At 72.9% G+C, this 23,586-nt stretch carries 25 protein-coding genes, 1 tRNA gene and 1 pseudogene; 8 read left to right on the forward strand and 19 right to left on the reverse strand.

Annotation, left to right across the window (positions count from 1 at the left end; all coding sequences use genetic code 11):
• Positions 1-727 (forward strand): annotated as a pseudogene (locus ETD96_RS44765) (hypothetical protein); the annotation flags it as partial.
• 17 nt (positions 728-744) lie between these two features.
• Here ETD96_RS44765 and ETD96_RS15125 read toward each other — a convergent pair.
• The 6 genes from ETD96_RS15125 to ETD96_RS15150 form a co-directional block, all read right to left on the reverse strand.
• On the reverse strand, positions 745-1,404 hold the full coding sequence (locus ETD96_RS15125; protein ID WP_138636979.1) for a response regulator: 660 nt from the start codon (positions 1,402-1,404) through the stop codon (positions 745-747).
• Positions 1,401-2,555: a sensor histidine kinase gene (locus tag ETD96_RS15130; RefSeq protein WP_138636980.1), complete on the reverse strand. Its 1,155-nt coding sequence runs from the start codon at positions 2,553-2,555 to the stop codon at positions 1,401-1,403. Before ETD96_RS15130 ends, ETD96_RS15125 begins: the two co-directional genes overlap by 4 nt.
• The gene (locus ETD96_RS15135) at positions 2,552-3,385 is read right to left on the reverse strand and encodes a CPBP family intramembrane glutamic endopeptidase (protein WP_138636981.1); all 834 of its coding nucleotides are present in this window, start codon (positions 3,383-3,385) and stop codon (positions 2,552-2,554) included. The genes ETD96_RS15130 and ETD96_RS15135 overlap by 4 nt, the downstream gene beginning before the upstream one ends.
• A 200-nt stretch (positions 3,386-3,585) precedes the next feature.
• Entirely contained in the window at positions 3,586-3,996 is a 411-nt protein-coding gene (locus ETD96_RS15140; RefSeq protein ID WP_138636982.1) for a VOC family protein, read from the reverse strand.
• A gap of 10 nt (positions 3,997-4,006) precedes the next feature.
• Positions 4,007-5,563 carry an alpha/beta hydrolase domain-containing protein gene (locus ETD96_RS15145; protein WP_138636983.1) on the reverse strand — a complete coding sequence of 519 codons (1,557 nt, stop codon included), beginning with the start codon at positions 5,561-5,563 and terminating at the stop codon, positions 4,007-4,009.
• 146 nt (positions 5,564-5,709) lie between these two features.
• Positions 5,710-6,693: an adenylate/guanylate cyclase domain-containing protein gene (locus tag ETD96_RS15150; RefSeq protein ID WP_138637000.1), complete on the reverse strand. Its 984-nt coding sequence runs from the start codon at positions 6,691-6,693 to the stop codon at positions 5,710-5,712.
• 87 nt (positions 6,694-6,780) lie between these two features.
• Here ETD96_RS15150 and ETD96_RS15155 point away from each other — a divergent pair, with 87 nt between their 5' ends.
• Positions 6,781-7,548 (forward strand): MerR family transcriptional regulator, encoded by a 768-nt coding sequence (locus ETD96_RS15155; RefSeq protein ID WP_138636984.1) that lies wholly within the window; start codon positions 6,781-6,783, stop codon positions 7,546-7,548.
• A 4-nt stretch (positions 7,549-7,552) separates the two neighbouring features.
• On the opposite strand, the gene ETD96_RS15160 is transcribed toward ETD96_RS15155, so the two are convergent.
• The 3 genes from ETD96_RS15160 to ETD96_RS15170 form a co-directional block, all read right to left on the reverse strand.
• Positions 7,553-9,190: an RNA polymerase sigma factor gene (locus ETD96_RS15160; RefSeq protein ID WP_138636985.1), complete on the reverse strand. Its 1,638-nt coding sequence runs from the start codon at positions 9,188-9,190 to the stop codon at positions 7,553-7,555.
• Between the two features lie 207 nt (positions 9,191-9,397).
• Entirely contained in the window at positions 9,398-11,008 is a 1,611-nt protein-coding gene (locus ETD96_RS15165) for a long-chain fatty acid--CoA ligase (RefSeq protein ID WP_240807671.1), read from the reverse strand.
• Between the two features lie 132 nt (positions 11,009-11,140).
• Complete coding sequence (locus ETD96_RS15170; RefSeq protein WP_138636987.1) at positions 11,141-11,620, reverse strand: SigE family RNA polymerase sigma factor; 480 nt, start codon at positions 11,618-11,620, stop codon at positions 11,141-11,143.
• Between the two features lie 268 nt (positions 11,621-11,888).
• On the opposite strand from ETD96_RS15170, the gene ETD96_RS15175 reads away from it, so the two are divergent.
• Together ETD96_RS15175 and ETD96_RS15180 are read left to right on the forward strand one after the other, a co-directional pair.
• Positions 11,889-12,911, forward strand: a complete 1,023-nt coding sequence (locus ETD96_RS15175) for a hypothetical protein (protein ID WP_138636988.1) — start codon at positions 11,889-11,891, stop codon at positions 12,909-12,911.
• Positions 12,905-13,726, forward strand: a complete 822-nt coding sequence (locus tag ETD96_RS15180) for a MauE/DoxX family redox-associated membrane protein (protein ID WP_138636989.1) — start codon at positions 12,905-12,907, stop codon at positions 13,724-13,726. Before ETD96_RS15175 ends, ETD96_RS15180 begins: the two co-directional genes overlap by 7 nt.
• Before the next feature lie 116 nt (positions 13,727-13,842).
• Here the strand turns inward: ETD96_RS15180 and ETD96_RS15185 are convergent, their stop codons facing one another.
• Together ETD96_RS15185 and ETD96_RS46665 are read right to left on the reverse strand one after the other, a co-directional pair.
• Complete coding sequence (locus ETD96_RS15185; protein WP_138636990.1) at positions 13,843-14,055, reverse strand: hypothetical protein; 213 nt, start codon at positions 14,053-14,055, stop codon at positions 13,843-13,845.
• A 72-nt stretch (positions 14,056-14,127) separates the two neighbouring features.
• On the reverse strand, positions 14,128-15,225 hold the full coding sequence (locus tag ETD96_RS46665) for a helix-turn-helix transcriptional regulator (RefSeq protein ID WP_138636991.1): 1,098 nt from the start codon (positions 15,223-15,225) through the stop codon (positions 14,128-14,130).
• 139 nt (positions 15,226-15,364) lie between these two features.
• Between ETD96_RS46665 and ETD96_RS15195 the strand changes: the two genes are divergently transcribed.
• Both ETD96_RS15195 and ETD96_RS15200 read left to right on the forward strand, forming a co-directional pair.
• Complete coding sequence (locus tag ETD96_RS15195) at positions 15,365-15,964, forward strand: dihydrofolate reductase family protein (RefSeq protein WP_205719273.1); 600 nt, start codon at positions 15,365-15,367, stop codon at positions 15,962-15,964.
• 4 nt (positions 15,965-15,968) lie between these two features.
• The gene (locus tag ETD96_RS15200; RefSeq protein ID WP_138636992.1) at positions 15,969-16,583 is read left to right on the forward strand and encodes a dihydrofolate reductase family protein; all 615 of its coding nucleotides are present in this window, start codon (positions 15,969-15,971) and stop codon (positions 16,581-16,583) included.
• Between the two features lie 181 nt (positions 16,584-16,764).
• On the opposite strand, the gene ETD96_RS15205 is transcribed toward ETD96_RS15200, so the two are convergent.
• Positions 16,765-17,949 carry an ATP-binding protein gene (locus ETD96_RS15205; protein WP_435817967.1) on the reverse strand — a complete coding sequence of 395 codons (1,185 nt, stop codon included), beginning with the start codon at positions 17,947-17,949 and terminating at the stop codon, positions 16,765-16,767.
• A 312-nt stretch (positions 17,950-18,261) separates the two neighbouring features.
• A complete protein-coding gene (locus ETD96_RS15210) occupies positions 18,262-19,272 on the reverse strand; it encodes a pirin family protein (RefSeq protein WP_138636994.1) in 1,011 nt (336 codons plus the stop codon).
• A 167-nt stretch (positions 19,273-19,439) separates the two neighbouring features.
• On the opposite strand from ETD96_RS15210, the gene ETD96_RS15215 reads away from it, so the two are divergent.
• Complete coding sequence (locus tag ETD96_RS15215; RefSeq protein WP_138636995.1) at positions 19,440-19,898, forward strand: MarR family winged helix-turn-helix transcriptional regulator; 459 nt, start codon at positions 19,440-19,442, stop codon at positions 19,896-19,898.
• Positions 19,899-19,925: 27 nt separating this feature from the next.
• Here the strand turns inward: ETD96_RS15215 and ETD96_RS15220 are convergent, their stop codons facing one another.
• Complete coding sequence (locus ETD96_RS15220; RefSeq protein ID WP_138636996.1) at positions 19,926-20,345, reverse strand: hypothetical protein; 420 nt, start codon at positions 20,343-20,345, stop codon at positions 19,926-19,928.
• A 164-nt stretch (positions 20,346-20,509) separates the two neighbouring features.
• Here ETD96_RS15220 and ETD96_RS15225 point away from each other — a divergent pair, with 164 nt between their 5' ends.
• Positions 20,510-21,244, forward strand: a complete 735-nt coding sequence (locus tag ETD96_RS15225; protein WP_138636997.1) for a M15 family metallopeptidase — start codon at positions 20,510-20,512, stop codon at positions 21,242-21,244.
• Positions 21,245-21,256: 12 nt separating this feature from the next.
• Here the strand turns inward: ETD96_RS15225 and ETD96_RS44770 are convergent, their stop codons facing one another.
• The 5 genes from ETD96_RS44770 to ETD96_RS15245 all read right to left on the reverse strand — a co-directional run.
• Positions 21,257-21,424 (reverse strand): hypothetical protein, encoded by a 168-nt coding sequence (locus ETD96_RS44770; protein WP_171069037.1) that lies wholly within the window; start codon positions 21,422-21,424, stop codon positions 21,257-21,259.
• A gap of 103 nt (positions 21,425-21,527) precedes the next feature.
• Positions 21,528-21,616 (reverse strand) — tRNA-Ser (locus ETD96_RS15230).
• A 72-nt stretch (positions 21,617-21,688) separates the two neighbouring features.
• The gene (locus ETD96_RS15235; protein WP_138636998.1) at positions 21,689-22,117 is read right to left on the reverse strand and encodes a hypothetical protein; all 429 of its coding nucleotides are present in this window, start codon (positions 22,115-22,117) and stop codon (positions 21,689-21,691) included.
• Positions 22,118-22,154: 37 nt separating this feature from the next.
• The gene (locus tag ETD96_RS15240; RefSeq protein ID WP_138636999.1) at positions 22,155-22,544 is read right to left on the reverse strand and encodes a cupin domain-containing protein; all 390 of its coding nucleotides are present in this window, start codon (positions 22,542-22,544) and stop codon (positions 22,155-22,157) included.
• A gap of 23 nt (positions 22,545-22,567) precedes the next feature.
• On the reverse strand, positions 22,568-23,586 hold a 1,019-nt coding region (locus ETD96_RS15245), incomplete at its 5' end, for a MinD/ParA family ATP-binding protein (protein ID WP_240807673.1).

Here is a 23,586-nt window from a genome sequence, read left to right on the forward strand (position 1 = left end):
TCTCGTGGGCTCGGAGATGGGTATAAGAGACAGCACCTACCCCGCGCAGGCGGCCCCTCCGCCGCAGCGGCGGCGGAGCCGGGCCGGGCTGATCGCGCTCATCGCCGCCGTCCCGGTGGTCACCGCGATCGCCGCGCTCATCGGGACCGCCTTCGTCGTCCTTCCCGGCCTCCTCGACGCGGCCGGCGAGTCGGCGTCCCTCGGCGAGGGCCGTCCCAACACGTCCCCGACCGACAGCCTCGCCGAGACCGGCAGCGGCCCGAAGGAGCCCGCGACCCTGCTCACCCCGGCCGCCGTCCGGGACGTGATCAAGAAGTTCGCGGCGGCCTCCGGCAGCAAGGAGTTCGCCGAGCTCACCGTGTACCCCGAGCACGCCGACGCCGACGCCCCGGTGGCCGGGCGGCGCGGCGCCTTCGACAACTACACCTACGAGAAGGGCGCGGACGCGGCGGTGCGCCGCCGGCCCAGCATCGCCATCACGACCGGCGACGCCAAGGTGAACCCCGCGACCTTCGACTGGAACGCGCTGCCCGCGCTGATGCGCCGCGCGGAGCGCACGCTCAAGGTGCCCAAGCCGACCAACCGGTACGTCATCGTGAAGGCCGCCTGGACGTTCAACGGCGACCAGCCGACGATGATGGTCTACCTCACCGACGACTACGGCGGCGGCTACCTCGCCGTCAACCGGAAGGGCAAGGTCATCAAGACCGTCCCGTCCAGCTCGTAGGCCCCCGGCGCCGGGGGTCAGGTCACCAGGCCGCGGCGGTAGGCGTAGACGACCGCCTGGACGCGGTCGCGCAGGTCGAGCTTGGTGAGGATCCGCGACACGTACGTCTTGACGGTCTCCTGGCTGATCACCAGCGTCCCGGCGATCTCGCTGTTGGACAGGCCGTCGGCGATGAGGCGCAGGACCTCCAGCTCGCGCGGGGTCAGCGCGGTCTCGGGCGGGGTGTCCTCGGTGGGCCGGATCCGGGCCGCGAACCGGCCGACGAGCTGCCGCGTCACCTCGGGCGCGAGCAGCGCCGCCCCCGAGGCGACGGTGCGGATGCCGTGCAGCAGCTGAGCGGGCGGGGCGTCCTTCAGCAGGAACCCGCTCGCCCCCGCGCGCAGCGCCTCGTACACGTACTCGTCGAGGTTGAACGTCGTCACCACGAGCACCTTCACGGGGTCGGCGACCCCGGCGCCCGCGAGCAGCCGGGTCGCCTCGATGCCGTCGAGGACGGGCATCCGGACGTCCATCACCACCAGGTCGGGCTTCAGCCTGCCGACGAGGTCGACGGCGGTGCGGCCGTCGCCGCACTCGCCCACCACCTCCAGGTCGGGCTGCGCGTCGATGATCGTCGCGAAGCCGGTGCGGATCAGCGCCTGGTCGTCGCAGACCAGCACCCGGACCGGATCGGTCACGAGCCGCTCCCCGCGGGGATGCGGGCCCGCACGGTGAAGCCGCCGTCCGGCCGGCCGTCCGCGCTGAACTCGCCGCCGAGGGTGCCGACCCGCTCGCGCAGCCCGGTGAGCCCGCGCCCGCCGCCGCCGGGAGACGCGGACCGCGACCCGGACCCGTCGTTCCCGACCTCCACGGTGATCTCCTTCTCGGCGTAGCGGACGCGCACCTCGGTACGGCTGCCGTGAGCGTACTTGAGCGCGTTCGTGAGGGCCTCCTGAACCACCCGGTAGGTGGTGAATTCGGCGTTACCGGTCGAGGTGGCCGGTGTGCCCTCCTCGGTGAACTCCACGGGCTGCCCGGCCCGCCGCGTCTGCTCGACGAGCGTCCCGAGGTCGTCGATCGACGGCATCCTCGGCTCGGCGCCGTGGTCGGGGTTCAGCACGTCGAGCAGCTGCCGCAGGTCGCTGATGGCGCGCCGGCCCGTGTCGGTGACGGCGGTGAGGGTGTCGTCCAGCCGGTCGGGCGCGGCGGTCAGGTAGCGCGCCGCCTCCGCCTGGACGACCATCGCCGTCACGTGGTGGGTCACGACGTCGTGGAGTTCGCGGGCGATGCGGCTGCGCTCGGCGGCGCGGGTCGCCTCGGCGAGGCGGAGGCGGCGCTCGGCCTCGGCGGCGCGAGTGGAGCGCAGCCACGCCCCCACGCCCCATACGACGCCCAGTGCCAGGTAGAACGTCACGTACTCGTCCGGCCGGTCACCGCCGCCGGCCCGGTCGAGGGCGACCGCCAGCACCGCGTACGCCGCGGTGACGACGACGAGGACGGTGCGGCGGAACCGCTCCTGGTGCGCGCCCATGCTCAGCACCGCGATGGCCAGCCCGGTGCCCGCGAACGTGTGGTAGCCGCGGAGCTGGTCGATCGCGAAGCCGGCCGCGACGACGGCGAGGCACACGTCCGGCCAGCGGCGGCGCACCACGAGGGGGAGGCCCTGCAGGACGACCGCCACGATCGCCAGCGCGTCGTAGGGCCGGTTCGCGACGTCGCCGACGTGGGTTCCGTAGCCGTGCAGGGCCGGGATGAGCGACCCGACCACCAGCACCAGCGCGAGGGGCAGATCCCGGACCATGACGTCCCATCGGCGCCACCTGTCCGGGATCGTCCGGAGATCGATCACTGGGCGAGGCTAGCGGTCGCGGCGGCGCGGTCGCGGCGCCTCCGGGGAACCAGGTTGCCGCGCCGGTGGGCCAGCCGCATGAAGAAGACCGTCAGCAGGGCGCCGAACACGACCGAGTACAGGCTCGCCTCCGGGCCGAACTCCCCGCCGCTGATCAGGGTCGGGCCCGAGGTCACGCCGTCCAGCAGCCCCTCGGGGGCGTCCTTGCCGGAGACCGCGGTGCCGAAGATGCCGGCGCCGGCGAAGTTCCAGGCGAAGTGCAGGCCGATCGGCAGCCAGAGGCTCCGGGTCGCGGCGTAGGCGGCGCCGAGCATGCCGCCCGCCTCGATGGCGATGGCGATGGCGCCCCAGAAGGTGGCGTTCTCGTTGCCCAGGTGCATCAGGCCGAACACCAGGCCGGTGAGCGCCAGCGACCACCAGGTGCCGATGCGCTTCTCGATGATGCGGAACAGGACGCCGCGGAAGAGCAGCTCCTCCGTCACCGCGGCGGCGGCCATGAAGCCGACCAGCGCGATCGGGCCCGTCCACGAGCCGATGCCGTCGACCTCGTAGTCACCGAGGAAGGCGAGGTTGACGATGACGGCGCCGAACATCGCCAGGCCGATCAGCGCGCCCCGGCCGAGGGCGGGCAGCGCGCCCTCGCGGGCCAGCTCGTCCACCGGGCGGCGCTCCGTCCGGCCGACCACGAAGGCGTACACGAACAGCGCCAGCACGGCGGACGCGAGGCCGAGGCCGAGCGTGGGGAGCGTGCTCCACGTGACCGCCTGGGTGGCGGCGCCGCCGATGGCGGCGACCGCCCCGACCGCCAGGAGCTGGATCAGCAGCTTCATGGTGACTCCTTCGCGAGATCCCCGCGGCATGGGCGCCGCGGCCAGGAGAAACGCTATGGATCACGCGATTCGGAATCTTCACCGTGCGGTGGACACTCTCCGGTAGCTCGCTCGGGGGACAAGCAGCCCGTCCCGGCCCGGACGTACCGGGCCGGGACGGGGGACGGACGGGTCGGCGGACGGGTCGGCGGACGGATGGATCAGCGGTGCTCCTGGACGCGGAGCATGTTCCCGGCGGGGTCGCGGAACGCGCAGTCGCGGATCCCGTACGGCTGGTCGGTCGGCTCCTGGACGATCTCGACGTCGTGGGACTGCACCTTCTCGAAGGTCTCGTCGAGGTTCGGGGTGGCCAGCAGGATCCAGCCGTAGGTGCCCTTCGCCATCATCTCCGCGATGGTGCGGCGCTCGTCCTCGGTGATGCCGGGGTCGGTGGCGGGCGGCGCCAGCAGGATCGAGGTGTCGGGCTGGCCGGCGGGGCCGACCGTGATCCAGCGCATCTTGCCCTGCCCGACGTCGTTGCGGACCTCGAAGCCCAGGACGTCGCGGTAGAAGGCCAGGGACTCCTCCGGGTCGTCGTGCGGCAGGAAGCTCGTGTGAATGGTGATGTCCATGGACACCACGCTAGGCACGGGCTCCTGACCTGCGCTTCTCGATTCCTGACCGATTCGGTCCGGACTCGGCCGCGGCGACGATCGCCGCCGCGTCCTCCGGCAGGAGGTAGCGCGCGTCCACGGACTGCTGCGCGGCGGCCCGCACCTTGGCCACGTAGTCGGCGTGCGTCGGGTAGAGCCTGCTCAGCACCGGTTCGGCGGTGCGGGGGAACGACGGGTCGGACGGGTCGCCGCCGTCGTGCCGGTCCCAGGGGTCGGCGTCGCCGTTCCACGGGTCGCTGGCGCCGTACAGCCCGCAGAAGATGCCGCTGCCGCTGGTGTCGCGCTCGCCGCTGAGGGTCCGGGTGGGGACCGCGACGTCGGGCAGCCGGATGCCGCCGGTGGCGAGGCCCGTGCGCGGGTCGCGCAGGACCGTGTTCAGCTCCGGCCCGCTCGGCGGCGCCGCTCCGCCTCGCGCCCAGCCCGCCAGCAGGCGCAGCGCGGCGTTCATCGAGTAGTGGCCGGGGCCGTCGTTGAACGGCGCCGACCCGGCGGCGCAGTCGGGCTTGGGCGCGGCGTCGCCGGCCGACTTCCTGATCGTGGGTCCGCCCAGGTCGAACGCCCACTGGTCGCCGTGCGCGGTCCCGGCCAGCTCCCAGTGGACGACGCCGCCGGTGTCGGGCTGCCGGGCCGCGAACGCGCCCGGGACGTCGGTCTCGGTGAGCACGACGAACGTCGGGACGGTCAGGTCCGTCCTGATCCGGGACGGGTTCGGCATCCACAGGATGTCGGCCAGCTCGCCGCTGATCGGGGACGCGACGGCGCTGTTGCTGTGGATCATGAAGCCGTCGTAGACGCGCGCGACGGGCTGGACGGCGTTGGCGTAGGTCGTCATGAAGCCGGCGGACTGCGACTCGCCGTCCGCGAGCAGCGTCGTGACCTTCAGCCCGCCGAGCGGGTCGGGGCCGTCCGGGCTGCGCAGCGCCCGCCCGGCCTGGGAGAAGATGTCGTACGCGTAGGCGTCGCCGGGGTGGACGAGGGTGCCGTAGCGGGCCGGGTCCCAGCCCTTGAGGCCCTTGATCTCGCCGAGCCCGCCGTTGACGCCGACCGACTGCGCGGAGACGCCGACCCAGGCGTACCCCTTGCGGAGCAGCTCGTCCCGCGTGAACCAGTAGTCGGGGGAGAGTTCGAGCTGGCCGCTGACGTTGAGCCATTCGACCACGACGGTGCCGTTGAACTTCGCCGGATCGGCGGGGCGGCGCACCAGGAGCCGGCTCTTGAACGCGGCGCGGCCGGACTCGCGCACGTCCCAGCGGCCGTCCGACCGCCAGAGGCCGGCCTTGGCGTAGGACGCGGCCGTGCCGGAGAAGAAGTACTCGCTTTCGGTGTAGCCGAACGAGCCGAGGTCCTCGGCCGCGGCCAGGAACGGGAAGCCGTGCTCACCGGCGGGCGGGACACTGGTCACCGGATCGGTGGCCGCATGGGCGGCGGGGACGGCGGCCGGGGCGCTGAGCAGTGCCGCGGACAGCACCGCCCCGAGGGTCGCGGCGGCCGCCCGCCGCTTGGGGAGCCGTAAGGCCGGGCGCATGGTTGCCTCCGTGGAAGCGGGTTGGGGGAAGCACAGTGTCCGCCGCCCCCGGCGCCTGAGGCATCGCGCGAATCACCGGCCTTCTCCTCCGCCGCAGGCCGCCGAACGCCGGTCGCGACCGACACGGCGCGCTCGGCGGCCGGCGATCAGGCGCGGCGGGGGCGGCGGAGCACGTAGGGCCTCACGCGGCCGAGGCCCTGGAGCGGGCGGGGGCGGAGGCCGGACGTGTGGAACGTGCCGGACGGGAGGGCTGCCGCCAGGTCGGGCCCGGCCAGGACCGTCCCCGGGTAGGCGGTGGACGTCAGGCGGGCGGCCATGTTGACCGGCGTGCCGAACACGTCGCCCAAGCGCTGGATGACCTCGCCGTACGCGAGCCCCACGCGGACCTGCGGGAAGTCGGGGGCCTCGTTGAAGTGCTCCGCGATGCGCAGGCCGATCTCGGCGGCGGCGGACGGGGACGGCGCGACGAACAGGACCTCGTCCCCCAGGGTCTTCACGACGCGGCCGCCCGCCTCGGCGACGATCTCGGCGGTCGCCGACTCGAAGCGCTCGACGAAGGCGGCGAGGCCGTCGCCGTCGAGGCGGCGGCTCAGGCGGGTGAAGGACACGACGTCGGCGAAGCCGACGCCGAGGTGGGCGAGTCCCGCCGCCGGGTCGGACTGGGCGGCGGCCGTGGTCGCGGCGGCGCGCATGCCGGCGGCGGTGAGCTGGCGGCGCCAGCCCTGCAGCAGCAGCCGCTCGAACGCCGGGCGCAGCTCCTCGGTGGCGGCGAGCGCGGCGGTGACCAGCTCCGCCGTGACGGGCTCGTCGGACGGCAGCGCGGCGAGCCGCTGCAGCCACACGTCGCCGAGCCAGCTCGCGAGCCGGCCCATCGTCTGGCCGACGGCGCGGGCGAGCTGGAGCACCATCTCCTCGTCCACCATCGCGTGGGAGAGCAGGTCCTTGATCTCGCGGAGCGCGGCGACGTCGCCGTCGGTGAACGCGACCTCGTCGTCGGGCGGGGCCGGGAAGCCGAGCGCCTGCCAGATCCGGCGCGCGTAGTCGTCCGTGACGCCGGAGAGGGCCTCGACCTCCTTGCGCGTGTAGCGCAGGGGGCCGCCGAGGAGGGTCTCCTCGATGTCGTCCGCCATGCCCGGCAGCCTATGTGCCATCGGACGATGTAACAATGGTGCGCGGGTAAGATCACGGGGGACATCGAACGAGCCGGCGGACGGGGCATGGCCGAGTACCGAATCGACGAGCTGGCGCGGCTGGCCGGAAGCACCGTGCGCAACATCCGCGCCTACCAGGACCGGGGGCTGCTGCCGCCGCCACGCCTGGAGGGCCGCGTCGGGCTCTACGACGACTCGCACCTCGCGCGGCTCCGGCTGATCGGCAACCTGCTCGGCCGCGGCTACACCTTCGCGATCATCAAGGACCTGCTGTCGGCGTGGGAGACGGGCAAGGACGTCGGCGAGGTCCTCGGGCTGGAGAAGGTCCTCACCGACCCCTGGTCGGACGAGATCCCCGGCACCACCACCTACGAGGAACTGGTCGAGATCTTCGGCGCCGGCCTCGACGAGGACGAGGTGGCCCGCGTCCGGGAGCGCACGATCGAACTCGGGCTGATCGAGCCGGACGGCGACACGTTCCGGGTGCCGAGCCCGCGCCTGCTGCACGTCGGCGCCGAACTGGTCGCCGCCGGCATCCCGCTCGACTCCGTCCTCGACATCGCCGCCGAGATCCGCGCCGACTGCGACGTGATCGCCGGGCGGTTCGTCAACCTCGTCCAGGAGAACGTCTTCGACCGGCTGGAGCGGCAGCCGTCCCCGGACGGCGCCGAGGTCGCGGAGATCGCCGCCGTGGTCCGCCGGATGCGGCCGCTGGTGAAGATGGTCGTCGACCCGTTCATCGCGCGGGCGATGGAGGCCCGCGTCCAGGAGGCGCTCGGCGAGCGGCTCGAGACGCTCCGCGACGCGCTGGAGCGGCAGCCCGCCGACGGCTGAGCCGTCACAGCAGGGTGGCGCCCCAGACGACCTTCACCTGGTGGCTCGCGCCCTCGGAGTCGGTGAACGTGAGCGTGCCCTGACCGGGCAGCCCGATGAGCGCCGTGCGGAGGGTGAGCGTCAGCTCGGTCGTGCCGCCCGCCGACATGCCGCCCTGCATCTCCGAGAGGATCAGCTGGTTCGACGACGTCATCGCCGTCCACGACACCGGCCCGCTCTCGGCGGCGAGGCTGACGTGGGCGGTCTTGGTGCCGTACATCTCGACCTTGGCGGGGTTCACCACGAGGACGCCGGTCTTGGCGGGCGGCTGCGTCGGCTGCGCCGGCGGCGTCGGCGAGGACGGGTCCGTGGGGTGCACGGTCGTCTTCTCGTCCGGCCGCAGCCCGGGGGACGGCTGGACGGGCCGCGCCTGCGGCCCCCCGCTCGGGCCCCCGGGCGACGGGTGCCCGCCGCCGCCGGAGCCGCGCTCCTGCGGCGACTCGTGGGTGATCGACGGCTGCGGGCCCGTGCGGAACGGCGGCCAGGACAGCGTGCCGCTGCCGATGCCGGGCCCCATCACGAACGCCGCGACCAGCGCGGCGACGAGCGCGCCCGCCATGCCGCCGACGGTGAACAGCCAGCGGCGGGTGAACGGCGACGGCACGTCCGGCTGGCTCGGCAGGCCGGACGGAGTGAGCGGGCCGCCGCGCGCGGCGATGTCGGCCCGGTAGCCGGCCAGCTCCGGGTCGGTGGCGGTGTGCATGACGCGGTGCCGCAGCGCGGCCGGCAGCACCGGCGCGGGCGCCCGGCGCAGCAGCGCGGCGGGGGACACCCGGCCGCGGCGCAGGCAGGCGAGGCAGTCGGCGACGTGCCGCTCGGTCTCGGGGTCGGCGGGGGAGTCGTCGCCCCCGCCGCGCAGCATCCGCAGCACCCGTCCGGCCGGGCCGGGACGGGCGGCGGGCGCGGGCGGCGCCGCCTCCTCGGCCTCCTCCGCCGGGGCGCGGGCGGCCAGGACGGCGATCCCGGCGTCCCCCGCGGCTTCGGGGGCCTCCTCCACCGGGCCCGCCGCGCAGGCGCGCTCGGCGGCGCGCACCGCGTCCCGGAGCGCGTCCTCCAGCTCGGCGCGGGCCTTGCGCACCCGCATCGCCGCCCGCCGCGGCGACAGCCCGAGCGCGGCGCCGAGCCGGGCGGGCCGCAGCCCGTGCCGGAACGCCAGGAGCATCACCTCCTGGTCGACCGGCTCCAGCCGGGCGAGGGCGGCGCGCAGCAGGCGGTGCATGTCGCCGGACGGCGGCCAGTCGAGGCCGAGGCCGTCGCCGTCGGCACGGTCCGGGAACGGCGGGTCGGCGAACTCGGCCTCCCGGTCGAAGAACAGCGCCTTCGCGCGCCCCCGCCGGACGCAGCGCCGCCGCGCCGCCCCGTACAGCCAGGAACTCAGGTACAGATGGTCGCGCATCCGGGGGGCCCGGCGGCAGGCGTCGATGAACGCGTCATGGACGATGTCGGCCGCGACCTTCGCATCGCCCGACATTGACAGTGCGTAGTCATAAAGGCGCTCGGCGTACTCGTCATAGAGTGCGGCGAGCGCCGCCTCGTCGCCTTCGTTCAGCCCCTTGACCAGCTTGTGGTCGGCCGAGCGTGCGGAGGTGGACAACCTGGGCATTCACGCTCCCGGCAGCGGCATGAGGGGTCCGCCCCCACGGGGGTCATCCGGACAATCAGCCCACCTTGCATACACCCGCGGACCCCATTCGCACCACATCATCTCCCGAAATCACCATTAAGGTAACACCCGGGCGCGTTATCGCCTCTCTCCGTGCCCACGTGGCGCATGACTCGTCGTCAGAATCGAGTCAGCCGCCCGGCCGGCTCAGTCCGCGCGGCGAACCTCCAGGTCACCGTCGGCGTACCGGCGCCGCAGCACCTTCTTGTCGAACTTGCCCACGGACGTCTTCGGCACCTCGGCGATGAACGACCACCGCTCGGGCAGCTGCCACTTCGGGATTCGGTCGGACAGGAACTCCCGCAGCGCCGCCGGGGTGACCTCCGCGCCCTCGCGCAGCACCACCGAGGCCAGCGGCCGCTCCTGCCACCGCTCGTCGGGCACGCCGACCACGGCCGCCTCGACGACGTCCGGATGCGCCATCAGATGGTTCTCCAGCTCCACCGACGAGATCCACTCGCCGCCGGACTTGATGACGTCCTTCGCCCGGTCGGTGAGGACGAGGAAGCCGTCCGCCGACAGCGTCCCCACGTCCCCGGTGCGCAGCCAGCCGTCGTGGAACTTCGCCGGGTCCGCGTCGAGGTGGTAGGCGCCGGTGATCCACGGGCCGCGGATCTCGACCTCCCCCACCGCCTCGCCGTCGTTCGGCAGCACCCGGTCGCCGTCCCCGACGATCCGCATCTCCAGGCCCGCGAGGACGCGGCCCTGGCTGATCCGGGCCCGCCACGCGTCGTCCGGCGCGGCCTTCGCCGGCGGGTGCGCGACCGACGCGACCGGCGAGGTCTCGGTCATCCCCCACGCCTGCACGATGCGGACGCCGATCTCGTCGAACCCGCGCATCAGCGCCTCCGGCACCGCCGACCCGCCGCACGGCACGAGCCGCAGCGAGCTGAGGTCGGACCCGTGCTCCCGCGTGTACCGCAGGACGTCCGACCAGATCGTCGGCACCGCCCCGGCGACCGTCGGGCGCTCGGTCTCGATCAGCCGGACGAGCGGCTCGGCCTGCAGGAACCGGTCCGGCATCGCCAGCGAGGCGCCCGCCATCACCGCCGCGTAGGGCATCCCCCAGGCGTTCGCGTGGAACATCGGGACCACCGGCAGCACGACGTCGGACGCGCTCAGCCCGATCGCGTTGCCCGTGCACGTCGCCATCGAGTGCAGGTACGCCGACCGGTGCGAGTAGACGACGCCCTTCGGGTTCCCGGTCGTACCGCTCGTGTAGCACATCGCCGCCGCGGACCGCTCGTCGATCTCCGGCCACGCGAACTCCGCCGGCGCCGCGTCCAGCAGCTCCTCGTACCCGTGCAGCTCCTTGCCCGCGCCCTCCAGCGGCGCCCGGTCGCCGTCCCCCACCACGACCACGTGCCGGACGGTCTTCAGCTGCGGCAGCACCGGCGCCAGCAGCGGGATCAGCGACCCGTCGACGATGACGACCCGGTCCTCGGCGTGGTTGGCGATGTAGACGAGCTGGTCGGGGAACAGCCGCAGGTTGAGCGTGTGCAGGACGGCGCCCATCGACGGCACCGCCAGGTACGCCTCCAGATGCTCGGCGTTGTTCCACATGAACGTGGCGACGCGCTGGTCACCGTCCACCCCGAGGCCGCGCAGCGCCCCGGCCAGCCGGCCGGCGCGCTCCCCGACCTCCGCGTAGCTCCGGCGCCGCGCGCCGTCCCCCGTCCAGGTGGAGACCTCGGCGGAACCGAAGATCTCCGCGCCGTAGCGCATGATCGTCGTAATCGTCAGCGGGAAATCCTGCATGGTGCTCCACATGAGCGACCTCCAGCTCGCGGCGGATTCCAGAACCGGATTCTTGCAGTGTTGGCCCAGGGGGGCGACCCCCTGGAATCCCTGTTTGCGTAGGGGGAGTCGCTCCCTGGGCCAAGCCTGCGGCTAGTACAGCTCCCTTAGGCGGGCCATTGCTCGGGAGACGGTGGATTTCACCGTGCCCACGCTGACGCCGAGCACTTCGGCGATCTCCCTTTCCGACATGTCCTCGTAATAGCGGAGCATGACGGCGAGGCGCTGCCGTTCGGGGAGGCGGTCGAGGGCGCGGCCGAGGGCGTCGCGCATCTCGCTGCGGTCGGTGTGGTCGTCGACGGGGCGGTCCGGGAGCCGGTCGGTGGGGTAGACCTCCAGTTTGCGGCGCCGCCACCAGGAGATCTGCGTGTTGACCATGGCGCGCCGGACGTAGCCGTCCACGGCGGCGCGGTCCTCGATACGGTCCCAGGCGAGGTAGGTCTTGGCGAGGGCGGCCTGGAGGAGGTCCTCGGCCTCGGCCCGGTCGGAGGTGAGCCGGGTCGCGGCGCGCAGCAGCACGGGCCCGCGTTCCGCCACGTACGCGCGGAACTCCTCGTGCCGCGTCGCGTTCACTTCACCACCGGACCAAGGGGTTGCGGAGCCGCCGTCGGCGACTCCCGGGTATGGTCGACCCTCGCATGAAGATCGTAATTCCGGGCCTACAAAAACTACATATCCGGGTCAACCAGTTCATAATCTTCATCCCAGGTAGATCAGACATCCCCCGGCGGTCGACTTATCGCGACAAATCCGTCGACAGGCCGAGTCACGGGACGTGACCCTTGACGCACCGTCGTCCCGTCGGTCGCCCAGAGTGATCAATCCTGCCGGAGTCTCCGTGATGCCGCCCTCCCCGCGCACCGACGCACGCCTCGAAACGCGCGCACGCCTCGCCACGGCCGCGCGGCGCCGGCGGCGGGAGGCCGTCTTCGGGGCGGCCGCGCCCCCGTCGCAGGACGCCGAGCCGCCGCTGCGCGCGCTGGCCGGGACCGTCCTCGACGCCAGCCCGCACCTGCTGGTGGTGGATGCGGGCGGCACGGAGGTCCGGCTCGCGATGAGCGACGCCACGCGGATCTGGCACGGCGGGCGCGGGGGCCTCGCCGCGCTCCGCCCGGGCCGCCCCGTGGTCGTCCGGCAACGCGGGGGGACGGCCGGCGCCGGGGCGCCGGGGGTGGCCGCCGCCGACCGGGTGTGGGTCGGGATCGGACGCGTCGCCGGCACGATCTCGGCGTGCGGGAGGGACACCGTGGAGGTGGACATGGGGGCGCACCGCGGGCGCGCCCATGTGGTGATCCCCCCGCACGCCCTGCAGCGGATCCTGGTCCGGCACCCGCGGCTGGAGCCCGGATACCTCCTCGACGTGATCTGCGTCGGGACCCCCGACGGGCCGCACGCGGTGCGGCCCGGCACGTCCCAGCCCGGATACCGCGCGGACGACCTCGCCGCGCCCGACGCGACGGCACCCGTGCCCGAGGTGCTGCACGGCACGGCGACCTGGTTCGGGGACGCCGGCGGCGCGGCGCCGGACGGGGCGGCCTATCCGGCGGTCGACTCCGAGGGGACCTCCGGCGGGTGCGCGGACGCCCCGTCCGGTTGCGTCCCGTTCCCGTACCTGTCGCTGGGCGGGGAGCTGACCGTCCGCAACGAGTGCGGCGGGCGGGCCGCGACCGTCCCGGTGATCGAGTGCGGCTGCACCGCGGCCCGCTTCTGCGACCGGTGCGTGGAGTGCGACGCGTCCCCGCGCGGCCGGATCGTCGAGCTGACGCCCGTCGCGTTCGCCGGGCTCGGCGGCGACCTGGAGGCGGGGTGCTTCAACGCCTCCGTCCGCCCGCACCTGCCGCCCGCCGAGGAGGGGCCATGGTGACCGCGTTCCAGAACACGCAGGTGCTCCTGCTGGCGGCGGTGCTGCTGGCCGCGGGCGCGGCGAAGCTGATCGTCCGGGAGCGGACGGCGGGCGCGCCGCCCGACCACGTGCACGGCGTCCCGGTGCCGGCCGGGCTCGCGCGGCTCACCGCGCTGCGCGGCAGCCGCGGCATGGCGGTCGGCCTCGGCTTCGGCGAAAGCGTCCTCGGGCTCGCGCTGCTGGTCACCTCGCACCTGTCGGTGCGGCTCGCGACGACGGTCGCGTTCGCCGCCGCGACCTGGGTGGTCGGGGAGCTGCGGGTCCGCAGGCCCGACGCCGGATGCGGCTGCTTCGGCGGCCTCAGCGGCAAGCGGGTCGGGCGGCGCAGCGTGCTGCGGGCCGTGCTGTTCACCGGCGCGGCGGTGGCCTCACTCGGCGCGCCGCTCGCGGGCGTGGACGTGCTGCGCGACGTGCAGGTCCAGGTGGGGCTCGTCTTCGCGGTCGAGGTGGCGCTGTTCGCGGCGCTCTCCCCCGAGCTGGCCGAACTGGCGGAGCGGCGCCGGCGGCCCGCCGGCCTGCCGGCCGAGCGGCGGCGCAGCCCGCTGGCGGAGACGTACGCGGCGCTCTACGCGAGCGCGGCGTGGGCCGAGCACGAGAACGCGATCGCCAGCGCCGTCCCGCTGGACGTGTGGCGCGAGGGCGGCTGGCGGTTCGTCGCGTTCGCGGGCCGGGCGGACGACCGCGACGTGGAGATCGTCTTCGCCGTGTCCACGGCCGAACGGGACCGCACCGTCCGCTCGGCGGTCGCCGTCCCCGACCTCTCTGCGCCCGTCTAGCCCCATATTGGACAGGCCCAATAGCCCTTTAGAGACCTCTCGACCGGGCTAACCGGGGGTGGCCGTTGGGGGCCGCGGCCCCGGCAGGGGTGCGGCCCCTTGCTCACGCGGCGAGATCACCAAGTGGCGTCGTCGCTCCCCGACTCGTCCTCGAAGCTGCCGAAGTCGTCGTCATGGCGGGACGGCCCGCGCACCCCGCCGGGCGAGGACTCGTCCTGCCACCGGTAGCGCCCCGGGTCGTGCTGCGCCGCCGACTCGTCCTGGACGTCGTCGTCCTGATTGAACTGGTGGTCCGGATCCTGACCGCGGAACCGGTCGTCGTCTGCCATGTTTCCCCCCGACATGCACGTCCTGCCCGTCACATGGCCATACGTCGCCTATCTACCCATTCACCGAGGCCCTCACGTGCGTCCCGCGGTCAGTGAGGCGGCATGGTGATCGAGGAACAGCCGGGCGATCAGATCACCGCGCGACCCGGCGCCCGACTTGGCGAAGATCGATTTTAGGTGGTCCTGCACCGTGTACGACGACACGTGCAGCCGTCCGGCGATCTGCCTGGTGGACAGGCCCCGCGCCACCAGCTCGGTGACCCGGCGCTCGCTGTCGGTGAAGCCGTAGGCCGCGACCATCAGGGGCGCCATCTCGGCGGGGCGGGCGGCTTCTAGCATCACCGCGACCTGCGGTTCGGAACCGTCGGCCAGCAGCGAGCCGCGGACGATCAGCCACCGCCCGGCCCGGGTGCGCGCCCGGGCCCTGGCCGGCGAGGGTGCGGCACCCGCCGACGGGTCGCGGAGGTCGCGGGTGCGGCGGGCGACGGCGGAGACCACCAGCGGAAGCCGGGCGCCCGCTCTCTCACCGATGCCCAGCTCGTCCAGCCAGAGCTCCGCCGCCTCGTTGGACATGCGCACGCCGTCCTCGGTGTCGAGCACGAGCAGACCGACGTCGTCGTCCCCGGCCCGTGCGGCATCGAGTAACAGGCCGCGCCGCAGTCCATCGGTGATCAGGGGGGCCACCGACGAGGCGAACTCGACCTCGTCCGGGGAGAAGTGCGGGCGCTCGGCCTCCCTGAACACGGTCAGCTGCCCCCACGTGCCCGTGCCGCCGGCGAGCACCACCCGCAGCTCGTCGGAGAAACCGCCGGGGCGCCGGATCTCGCGCTGGCGCGGGCTCCGGTCGAGATCGCCGGCGGTGGCCTCGCTCAGGCTGCCCGCCGGCCGTCCGGCACGGGCGAGCTGCGCCCACGTGTTGAAGTCCGGCTCGCGCACCTCGATCTCCACCAGCCGGAGCAGCTCCGCCGCGGGCAGGCCGTTCTCCACGAACTCGGCGGTCGGGAGCATGGTCGCCGGGTCGGTCGTCATCAGGCAGGTGCCCTCGGCGGGCACGGCCCGGCCCAGGGCGTCGCCGACGGCCCGGGAGAACTCCGCCACGGACAGCCCTCGGTGAGCCAGCCTGACGATCTCGTCGCGGACGCGCGCCCGCGCCGCAACCGCGTTGACCACGACCGAGATCCTAGGACGATCGGCGGCGTCTTCCCAGAAATCTGGGATATCACCCGGCGCCGCGCTCTCACATGCTGGGCACGTACCAGGTCTCACCCGGACGGCGTCACCCCGCCGGACGTACCGAAAGGACCCGAATGTGAGTCAGAGCGTGCTGTACATGTCGATGTCGGTGGACGGGTTCATCGCCGGGCCCAATGCGGTACCGGGCAACGGGCTCGGCGACGAGGGGCATCGGCTCCACGAGTGGTTCCTGCCGGACGCCGACGCCGGGCACAGGAGGGACCTCGACCGCCTGGCGGGCGTGAACCGCGAGGTCATGGACGAGGCCATGGCCAGCGGGGCGGTCGTCGCCGGACGGCGGACGTTCGAACTCGCCGGCGGCTGGGGCGGCGACCACCACGACGGCGTGCCGATCTTCGTCCTGACCCGCCGGCGGGCCCCGGAGCCGCACTGGCCCGGGGTCACCTATGTGGACGACGTGACGGCCGCGATGAACGCGGCCAAAGACGCGGCCGGCGACAAGGACGTCCTGGTCCACGGAGCCCGCACCGCGCGGCTGGCACTCGGCGCGGGCGTCCTCGACGAGCTGCAGATCCACCTGGTCCCGGTCCTGCTCGGCCAGGGCGAACCGCTCTTCGCCGACATGCCGCCCGACCACATCGAGCTCGAACTGCTCCGCACCGCGGACGGGGCGGGCGTGACCCACCTGCGCTACCGCGTGCGGACGGAGGGCTGAGGCGATGGCGACCATCCGCCTGTACATGACCATGTCCCTGGACGGTTACGTCGCCGGGCCGCAGGACGGCCCGGACGCGCCCATGGGCATCGGCGGCTTCCGGCTCTTCAACTGGCTCGACCGCCGCAACGACCCGGGACCCAGCGGACAGGTGTACCGGGAGGTACTGGCCACCCGCGCCGTCATCTCCGGCCGCCGCACCTACGAGCACGCCGGCCGCTGGCAGGGCGACCATCACGACGGCGTTCCCGTCTTCGTCCTGACCCACGACGTCCCGGACGACCCGCCGCCGGGCAGCGTCCGCTACGTCACGGACGCCGCCGAGTGCGCCGCCCGGGCCCGCGCGGCGGCCGGCGACGCCGACGTGATGGTGCACGGCGCCGGAGCGGCCCGGGCACTGCTGCGGGCAGGCCAGCTCGACGAACTGGAACTGCACGTCGTCCCCGTCCTCCTCGGCCAGGGCCGCCGCCTGTTCGGCGACCTCCCACCCGAACACATCGAACTGGACCCGATCCGCCGCCTGGCCACCCCGCAGGCCGAGGACCCCGCAAAACAGGTCCTGCACCTGCGCTACCGCGTCCAGCCCCAGAACCACACACGCGTTTCTGTGAGTGTCTAGTCCTTTCTACGAGAGATGTTAGAGAGCTTTAGATTTGCCCAGAGGCGTGGCGAGAGAAATATACGGCTCTCTATGGCTGGAGCTAGAGAGGCGTATATCCGGCTGACTGTGCGGTGGCGATGCGGATTTCTACGGTTCTCTAGCTTTTTTGCTAGAGAACTTGATAGAGCCCAAGCGGGCGTCAGGCGGGTTGGGAGCGGAGGAACTTGCCGAAGTGCGGGACCGTGAAGGCGACCATGCCGCGTTCGGCGCTGTAGATGAGGCCCTTCTTGATGAGTCCGTCGCGGGCGGGCGACAGGCTGGACGGTTTGCGGCCCAGCTCGTCGGCGACCGAGGCCGTGGGCACCGGGTCGTCGCCGAGCATGGCCATCGCGCGCATGTAGTCGCGCTCGGCGGGGGTGGCGCGCTCGTAGCGGCTGCCGAAGAAGCCGACCGCGAGTTCGCTCTCCGCCTCGGGGGCGGCGACCTTGATGTCGTCCGCCGTGATCGGGGTGTCGGGGGCGACGTCCCAGACGACCTTCGCGTACGCCTGGACGAAGTAGGGGTAGCCGTCGGCCGCGCCGTACAGGGCGTCGAGGGCGTCCTCGGTGAAGGTGACGTCCTCGCGCTCGGCGGGGGCCATCAGGGCGTGGTCGGCGGACTCCCGGTCGAGCCGGTCGATCCGCGCGTACCGGAACAGCCGCTCGGAGTAGGACTTGCTGGCGGACAGGACGGCCGGCAGGTGCGGCAGGCCCGCGCCCACCACGATCAGCGGCCCGCCGACCTGCGACAGCTCGTGGCACGCGGCGCACAGCGCGGAGACGTCGTCGGCGGGGATGTCCTGCATCTCGTCGACGAACAGGGCGATCCCGACGCCGACGTCGGTCGCGACGGACGCGGCGTCCACGAACAGCTCGGTGAGGTCGATCTCCAGGTCGCCGGAGTCGGCGCGGCCGCGCGCGGCGGGCACGTCGATGCCGGGCTGCCAGCGGTGCGCGCGCGCCTTGGCCTTGCCGGACGGCTCGGGGCCCGACTGGGCGAACGCCTTCAGCACGCCGAGGAACTCCTCGATGCGGTCGGGCGCGCGGTGCCGGGGCGCGAGTTCGCGGACGGCCCGGTGCAGCGCGGAGGCGACCGGGCGCCGGATCGACTGGTCGGGCCGGGCCTCGATCTTGCCCGTCCCCCACAGCCGCTGGATGGCCATCGACCGGAACGCGTTGAGCAGCACGGTCTTGCCCACGCCGCGCAGCCCGATGACGATCATGCTGCGCTCGGGGCGGCCGCGGGCCACGCGTTCGAGCACCACCTCGAACTGCTTGAGCTCGCGGTCGCGGCCGGCCAGCTCGGGAGGGCGCTGCCCGGCGCCCGGGGCATAGGGGTTGCGCACGGGGTCCACGCTGTCGGACTCTATGAGGCGATATAGCTGCGGCCGTAGATTTGCGTAGAAAACGCTGCGGCGTGTCGCCTGCCGCCGCCCGCAGCGCGCCGGGGCCTCATGCCCTCGCGTGGCCGTCGCCACCATGTCGCCTCCCGAGGCGAGCGCGTTCCGAACAAGTCGAACTGCTGTTCGACTGTTCGAACACAGTAGCGCATGCGCCGGGTCGCGTCACGCGAACCGCGACATCGACCCGGCCGCCGTCGAAAAGGCCCGGGGCGGGCCTGTCCGGAGCGGGGTACCGGACAGGACCGCCCGCGGGGGTCAGGCGAGGGACTCGTCGGCGTCGGACCGGTGCGGCACCTTCTCCGCGGGGACGGTGCCCATCCGTCCGGCCTGGAAGTCCTCGAAGGCCTGGATGATCTCGTCACGGGTGTTCATCACGAACGGCCCGTACCGGGCGACCGGCTCGCGGATCGGCAGCCCGCCGAGGATCAGGATCTCCCACCCGTTCGCGCTGGCCGACGGCTGGGCGTCGGCCGCGCGGACGACCAGCCCGTCACCGGTGCCCTTGTTGTGGGTGCCGGCGAACACGGCGAGCTGGCCCTCGTCCAGGCCCACTTCCTCCACGCCGACCGTACCGCGCCCGGAGAGCACGTACACGAGCGCGTTGAACTCCCGCGGCCACGGCAGCGCGAGCCTGGCGCCCGGTGCGACCGTCGCGTGCAGGTAGTTGATCGGCGTGTAGGTGACGCCTGGGCCGTCGTACCCGGCGACCGATCCGGCGATGACGCGCACGAGGGACGAGCCGTCGTCGGCGGCCAGCAGCTTGACGTCGCGGGCCTCGATGTCCTGGTAGCGCGGCGCGACCCACTTCTGGGCGCGCGGCAGGTTCACCCACAGCTGGACGCCGTGGAACAGCCCGCCCTTGTCGACCAGCTCGGGCGGCGGCTGCTCGATGTGCTGGATCCCGGACGCGGCCGTCATCCACTGCGTGGCGCCGTCCGAGATGAGGCCGCCCCCGCCGGTGGTGTCCTGGTGCTGGAACGCGCCGTCGATGATGTAGGTGACCGTCTCGAACCCGCGGTGCGGATGCCACGGGGTGCCCTTCGCCTCGCCGGGCGCGTACTCGACGGCGCCCATGTGGTCGAGGAGCAGGAACGGGTCGGCCAGGGACAGGTCGATGCCCGGGAAGGGGCGCCGGACCTGGAACCCCTCGCCTTCGAGGTGGCGCTGGGCGGTCACGACCTTGGCGACGCGGCGCCAGTCGGTGTCCGCCTGCGGCAGCAGCGGGAGGCGGGGCAGGGTCAGCGGGTCGGCCATCACGGCAGGCATGGGGTTCTCCCTCGTTCGGGTGCCCGTCCCGGCCGGGCGGTGCACTGCTCCCCGGAACGTAGTTGAATCATCAACTATTCCGCCGTACGGGTCCGGCGGCGGGTACTGCTACCGTGAAGATAGCGCGCACTAGTTGAATCTTCAACATATGTTCTATACTTCCCGGTATGAGCGAACCTCGCTGGCTCGACGCCGCCCAGCAGCGCGATTGGCGGGCATACGTGGACGGCAGCGTCCGGCTCACCGAGATGATGGACCGGGACCTCAAGACCAAGCACGGCCTGTCGGTCTCGGAGTACGAGATCCTCGTCCGGCTGTCGGAGGCTCCCGAGCGGCGGCTGCGGATGGCCGAACTCGCCGAGAACGCCAGCCAGTCCCGCAGCCGGCTGTCGCACACCTGCTCCCGCCTCGAGGGCAAGGGCCTGGTCAAGCGCGACAGCTGCCCCAACGACAAGCGCGGCGTCTTCGCCCACCTCACCGACGACGGGTACGCGGCGCTCGAACGCGCCGCCCGCGACCACGTCGAGACCGTCCGGACGTTCTTCATCGACGTCGTCGACCCGGCCGACCTTGAGGCCGTCGGGCGCGCGTTCAGCCTCGTCCTGAAGCGCCTCGGCCCCGCCTGACCGAGCGCGGGCAAGGCAGAGGGCGGGTCAGAGGGGGAACGTCACCCCGGTCAGGAAGCCGACGGACACCAGCGTCAGGAACACCCAGGCGAGCATCATGCCGATGCCGAACGTCCGCCACCGCCCCCCGACCTTCCACACGAGCAGCCCGCCGAGCCCGTACGCCAGCAGCAGCAGCGTGACGAACTGCGGCAGCAGGCTCGGACGGCGGCTCATCATCAGCGGCGCCCACATCATCACGATGTCGACGAACAGGAACACGCAGAAGCCCGCCGTCAGCGCCTTCACGTCCCGCCCGAGGAACACGCGCGCGCGCTCCACCAGGACCTGCGCCCTGTCCGCGGGCAGCCGCGGCTGCACGGCTCCCTGCTCCACCTCCACACTGTGCGCCACGGCGAAGATCTCGTCTTCGAGGCTGGGGAGGTCGCTCTCCTGAGCTTCCGTCATGCCGGCTCCCTGCGACCGGACGTCACCGGGCGACATGCCCGGCGGTTGAGTCAGCGTCCACGGCCCGTCCGTCCCGGCCCCTATCCGGCGGGCGCGCGTTCAAACGCACGGTAGCGAACCAGTGGCGTCGCACGTACCGCTCCTGACCTGCGTATGCTGCAAAGATGCCAGGTAGAGGGCCGATTTCCAGCGCGTCCATCCTCGCCGCACTGCTCGGGGTGGCGCTCGTGGCGACCGGATGTGGCCGCGGCGACGAGTCCGGTGAGTCGCCGCCCGCCACCCCGCCCACCGCGTCCGGCACGCCGTCGCCGTCGGCGGCCCCGACGAACCAGAGCTTCCAGGCCGCGGTCAAGAAGGTGACCGCCGGCGACCTGAGTGCGTCCTGGCGCAAGGGCTGCCCCGTGGCGCCGTCCGGGCTGCGGATGATCGAGATGACCTACTGGGGGATGGACGACCGGCCGCACACCGGCGGCCGCCTCGTCGTCAACGCCAAGGCGGCCGACGACCTCGTCTCCGTCTTCAAGAAGCTGTACGCCATGCGCTACCCGATCGAGCGCATGGAGCCCGTCGACAAGTACGGCGGCAGCGACTTCGACTCGATCGAGGCCAACAACACCTCCGCGTTCAACTGCCGCAACGCGACCGGGTCCGACTCCTTCTCCCAGCACGCCTACGGCCTCGCCGTCGACATCAACCCCTGCCAGAACCCCTACGTCTACGCGAACGGGCGCATCGCCCACAAGGACTGCACGAAGTACAAGAACCGCAAGCTGGACGCGCCGGGCATGATCCACTCCGGCGACAAGGTGGTGAAGGCGTTCGCCTCGATCGGCTGGGGCTGGGGCGGCGAATGGAACGGCGCCAAGGACTACCAGCATTTCAGCAGCTCGGGCCGGTGACCCCGGCGCCGGCTAGCCGAGCATCATGATCGCGCCGACGAGGACCACGACGACCGCGACCACCGCGACGACGCCGACGATCAGACCGACGTTCGGGCCGGACTTCTGCGGCTGCGCCTGGCTGGCGAAGTTCTGGAACTGGTGCGTCGTGCCGGCCGGATCATTCGGTGTCTGCGACATGCCGAAGAGGGTAACGGATGCCTTCCGCACGAGTCGGCCCCTTTGTAACGTTCGGCGAGTCCCACGGCGAACGTCCCGCATGAGCGGGGTGCACCCTTCCGAGCGGAGAGTGTGGGATTCGAACCCACGAGGACTGTCCCCAGCCCTGGGCGCTTTCAAGGCGCCTGCACTAGTCCACTATGCGAACTCTCCCGGCGGCCGTTCATGCGGCCACCGACCACGATAGCGGTCACCGCGACCTGCCATCGACCGCATATGCGGAGTTCACCCGACCCTGACATCGGCGTGCGCGCGGTCGCAGCCGCACGGCTTGCGTCCGGCGGTGAACGCCATCGTCGCAGTCCCCTGCACCACACCGGTCTTGCCGCGCCTAGACGTGGTCACCCGCACGGGCAGCCCTGCCAAGGGACGCGCCTCACCACTGAGGGTCACTTGCAGGGCGTCCGGCCCAGCCCAATTGCAGGGAACCTGCCCGCACGAGGGCGTCGCCTTCCGTCCGGGGACGGGCAGGGCCGTGCACGGCAGTTCCCCGACGCAGACACGGACGCGCCAGCCGTCGCCCACCAACTGCCCCAGGCCCGACACGGTGACGGTCACCGGCGGCCCGCACGGCGAGCACACCACCTGGCCGGACGAAGAACCCGAGCAGCCCGCGCACAGCGCCAGGACCGCCGCGGCCGGCGCCGACCGCACTCTGCCGATCATGGCCGCTGGGACGCGCCCCGGCCGCCTACGGTTCCTCAGAGGCTCCGTCGGGGACGCGGTAGCCGGGAATGGACGGCCACCGGACCGTCATGACGACCGACTCCTCCTCGGCCTCCCACGAGTGGTCGACGCCGCGGCCCCACACCACGTAGTCGCCCTGCTCGGCGAGGACCACGTTCCGGCCGGGGAACTCCAGCCGGAACCGGCCGCTGATCAGGACGAGCAGCGCGGTGCGCTTCTCGCCGTCCGTCCACTGGGCGCGCCGCTCCCCCTTCGGGTGGACGCCCCACTTGATCTCGACCTCGTCGCTGTGCCGCAGGTCGCCGGGCGCCTTGAAGTGCCCGAGCAGCCACCCCCGGTCCCCGGCCGCGTCCGGCCCCGCCTTCCCCACGTACAAGCCATCGACGTCCGTCACGGAACGTGACCCTACCCGGCCGGTCAGGGCTGGGGCGGGCGTTGGAAGGCGAAGCCGTCCCCGACGACGGCGGCGAGGGTGAGGTACGCCTCGCGCGTCGCGGGGGCGAGCTGCTCCAGCTCGACCTCGGCGCCCTCCTCCAGGTGGTCGTCGTAGGGGATGCGGACGACCGCGCGGCAGCGGCTCTCGAAGTGCGCCTGGAGCTTGTCGAGGTCGACCTGGCTGCGGGTCCGGTTGCGGACCATCGACAGGACGACGACGCCGTTGCGGACGAGGTGCCCGTGGTCGTGCGCCTCCAGCCAGTCGAGGGTCGCGCTCGCGGAGCGGGCGCCGTCCACCGACGGGGAGCTGACCAGGACGAGCTGGTCGGCGAGGCTCAGCACGCCCGCCATCGCCGAGTGCAGCAGGCCGGTGCCGCAGTCGGTGATGCAGACCGAGTAGTACTGCTCCAGGACGACGGCGACGGCCGCGTAGTCCTCGGCGGAGAACGCCTCGCTGACCGCCGGGTCGCGGTCGGAGGCGAGGATCTCCAGCCGCGCCTCGTTCTGCGAGGTGAACGCGCGCACGTCCGCGTACCGGTGGATGTTGTCGCGGTTGTTGAGCAGGTCGCGGACGGTCGCCGCGGTCTCCAGCCGCACCTTGTCGGAGAGCGTCCCGCGGTCGGGGTTGGCGTCCACCGCGATGACCCGGTCGCCGCGGAAGGAGCCGAGCATGGAGCCGAGGCCGGTGGTGGTGGTCGTCTTGCCGACGCCGCCCTTCAGCGACATGACCGCGACCCGGTGGTGCCCGCCGGCGACGGGGGTGCGGGCCCGCGCGATGAGGTCCTTGCGGCGCAGCTCGCCCTGCGACTCGCCGGGGTGGATGCCGCCCGCGGTCGCCTTGTAGACGGCGCGCCGCCACCCGGAGGACGGCGCGATGCGGCGCTCGCCCAGGAGGTTCTCGGAGCTGAGGCTGTCGGTGTTCTGCGGCTCCTGCTGCGGCGGGGCGGTGTGCCCCGGCGGCATCATCTGGCCCTGCTGCGGGCCCGGGGGCGGGCCGTAGC

Source organism: Actinomadura geliboluensis (genome assembly GCF_005889745.1).
Lineage (GTDB): Bacteria > Actinomycetota > Actinomycetes > Streptosporangiales > Streptosporangiaceae > Spirillospora > Spirillospora geliboluensis.

Bases quoted from the DNA above. Each gene is read 5' to 3' on its own strand.
- ETD96_RS15135 (WP_138636981.1), bottom strand. From the start codon at position 3,385: ATGAAGCTGCTGATCCAGCTCCTGGCGGTCGGGGCGGTCGCCGCCATC.
- ETD96_RS15140 (WP_138636982.1), bottom strand. From the start codon at position 3,996: ATGGACATCACCATTCACACGAGCTTCCTGCCGCACGACGACCCGGAG.
- ETD96_RS15145 (WP_138636983.1), bottom strand. From the start codon at position 5,563: ATGCGCCCGGCCTTACGGCTCCCCAAGCGGCGGGCGGCCGCCGCGACC.
- ETD96_RS15150 (WP_138637000.1), bottom strand. From the start codon at position 6,693: ATGGCGGACGACATCGAGGAGACCCTCCTCGGCGGCCCCCTGCGCTAC.
- ETD96_RS15155 (WP_138636984.1), top strand. From the start codon at position 6,781: ATGGCCGAGTACCGAATCGACGAGCTGGCGCGGCTGGCCGGAAGCACC.
- ETD96_RS15160 (WP_138636985.1), bottom strand. From the start codon at position 9,190: ATGCCCAGGTTGTCCACCTCCGCACGCTCGGCCGACCACAAGCTGGTC.
- ETD96_RS15165 (WP_240807671.1), bottom strand. From the start codon at position 11,008: ATGCAGGATTTCCCGCTGACGATTACGACGATCATGCGCTACGGCGCG.
- ETD96_RS15175 (WP_138636988.1), top strand. From the start codon at position 11,889: ATGCCGCCCTCCCCGCGCACCGACGCACGCCTCGAAACGCGCGCACGC.
- ETD96_RS15180 (WP_138636989.1), top strand. From the start codon at position 12,905: ATGGTGACCGCGTTCCAGAACACGCAGGTGCTCCTGCTGGCGGCGGTG.
- ETD96_RS15185 (WP_138636990.1), bottom strand. From the start codon at position 14,055: ATGGCAGACGACGACCGGTTCCGCGGTCAGGATCCGGACCACCAGTTC.
- ETD96_RS15200 (WP_138636992.1), top strand. From the start codon at position 15,969: ATGGCGACCATCCGCCTGTACATGACCATGTCCCTGGACGGTTACGTC.
- ETD96_RS15210 (WP_138636994.1), bottom strand. From the start codon at position 19,272: ATGCCTGCCGTGATGGCCGACCCGCTGACCCTGCCCCGCCTCCCGCTG.
- ETD96_RS15215 (WP_138636995.1), top strand. From the start codon at position 19,440: ATGAGCGAACCTCGCTGGCTCGACGCCGCCCAGCAGCGCGATTGGCGG.
- ETD96_RS15220 (WP_138636996.1), bottom strand. From the start codon at position 20,345: ATGACGGAAGCTCAGGAGAGCGACCTCCCCAGCCTCGAAGACGAGATC.
- ETD96_RS15225 (WP_138636997.1), top strand. From the start codon at position 20,510: ATGCCAGGTAGAGGGCCGATTTCCAGCGCGTCCATCCTCGCCGCACTG.
- ETD96_RS44770 (WP_171069037.1), bottom strand. From the start codon at position 21,424: ATGTCGCAGACACCGAATGATCCGGCCGGCACGACGCACCAGTTCCAG.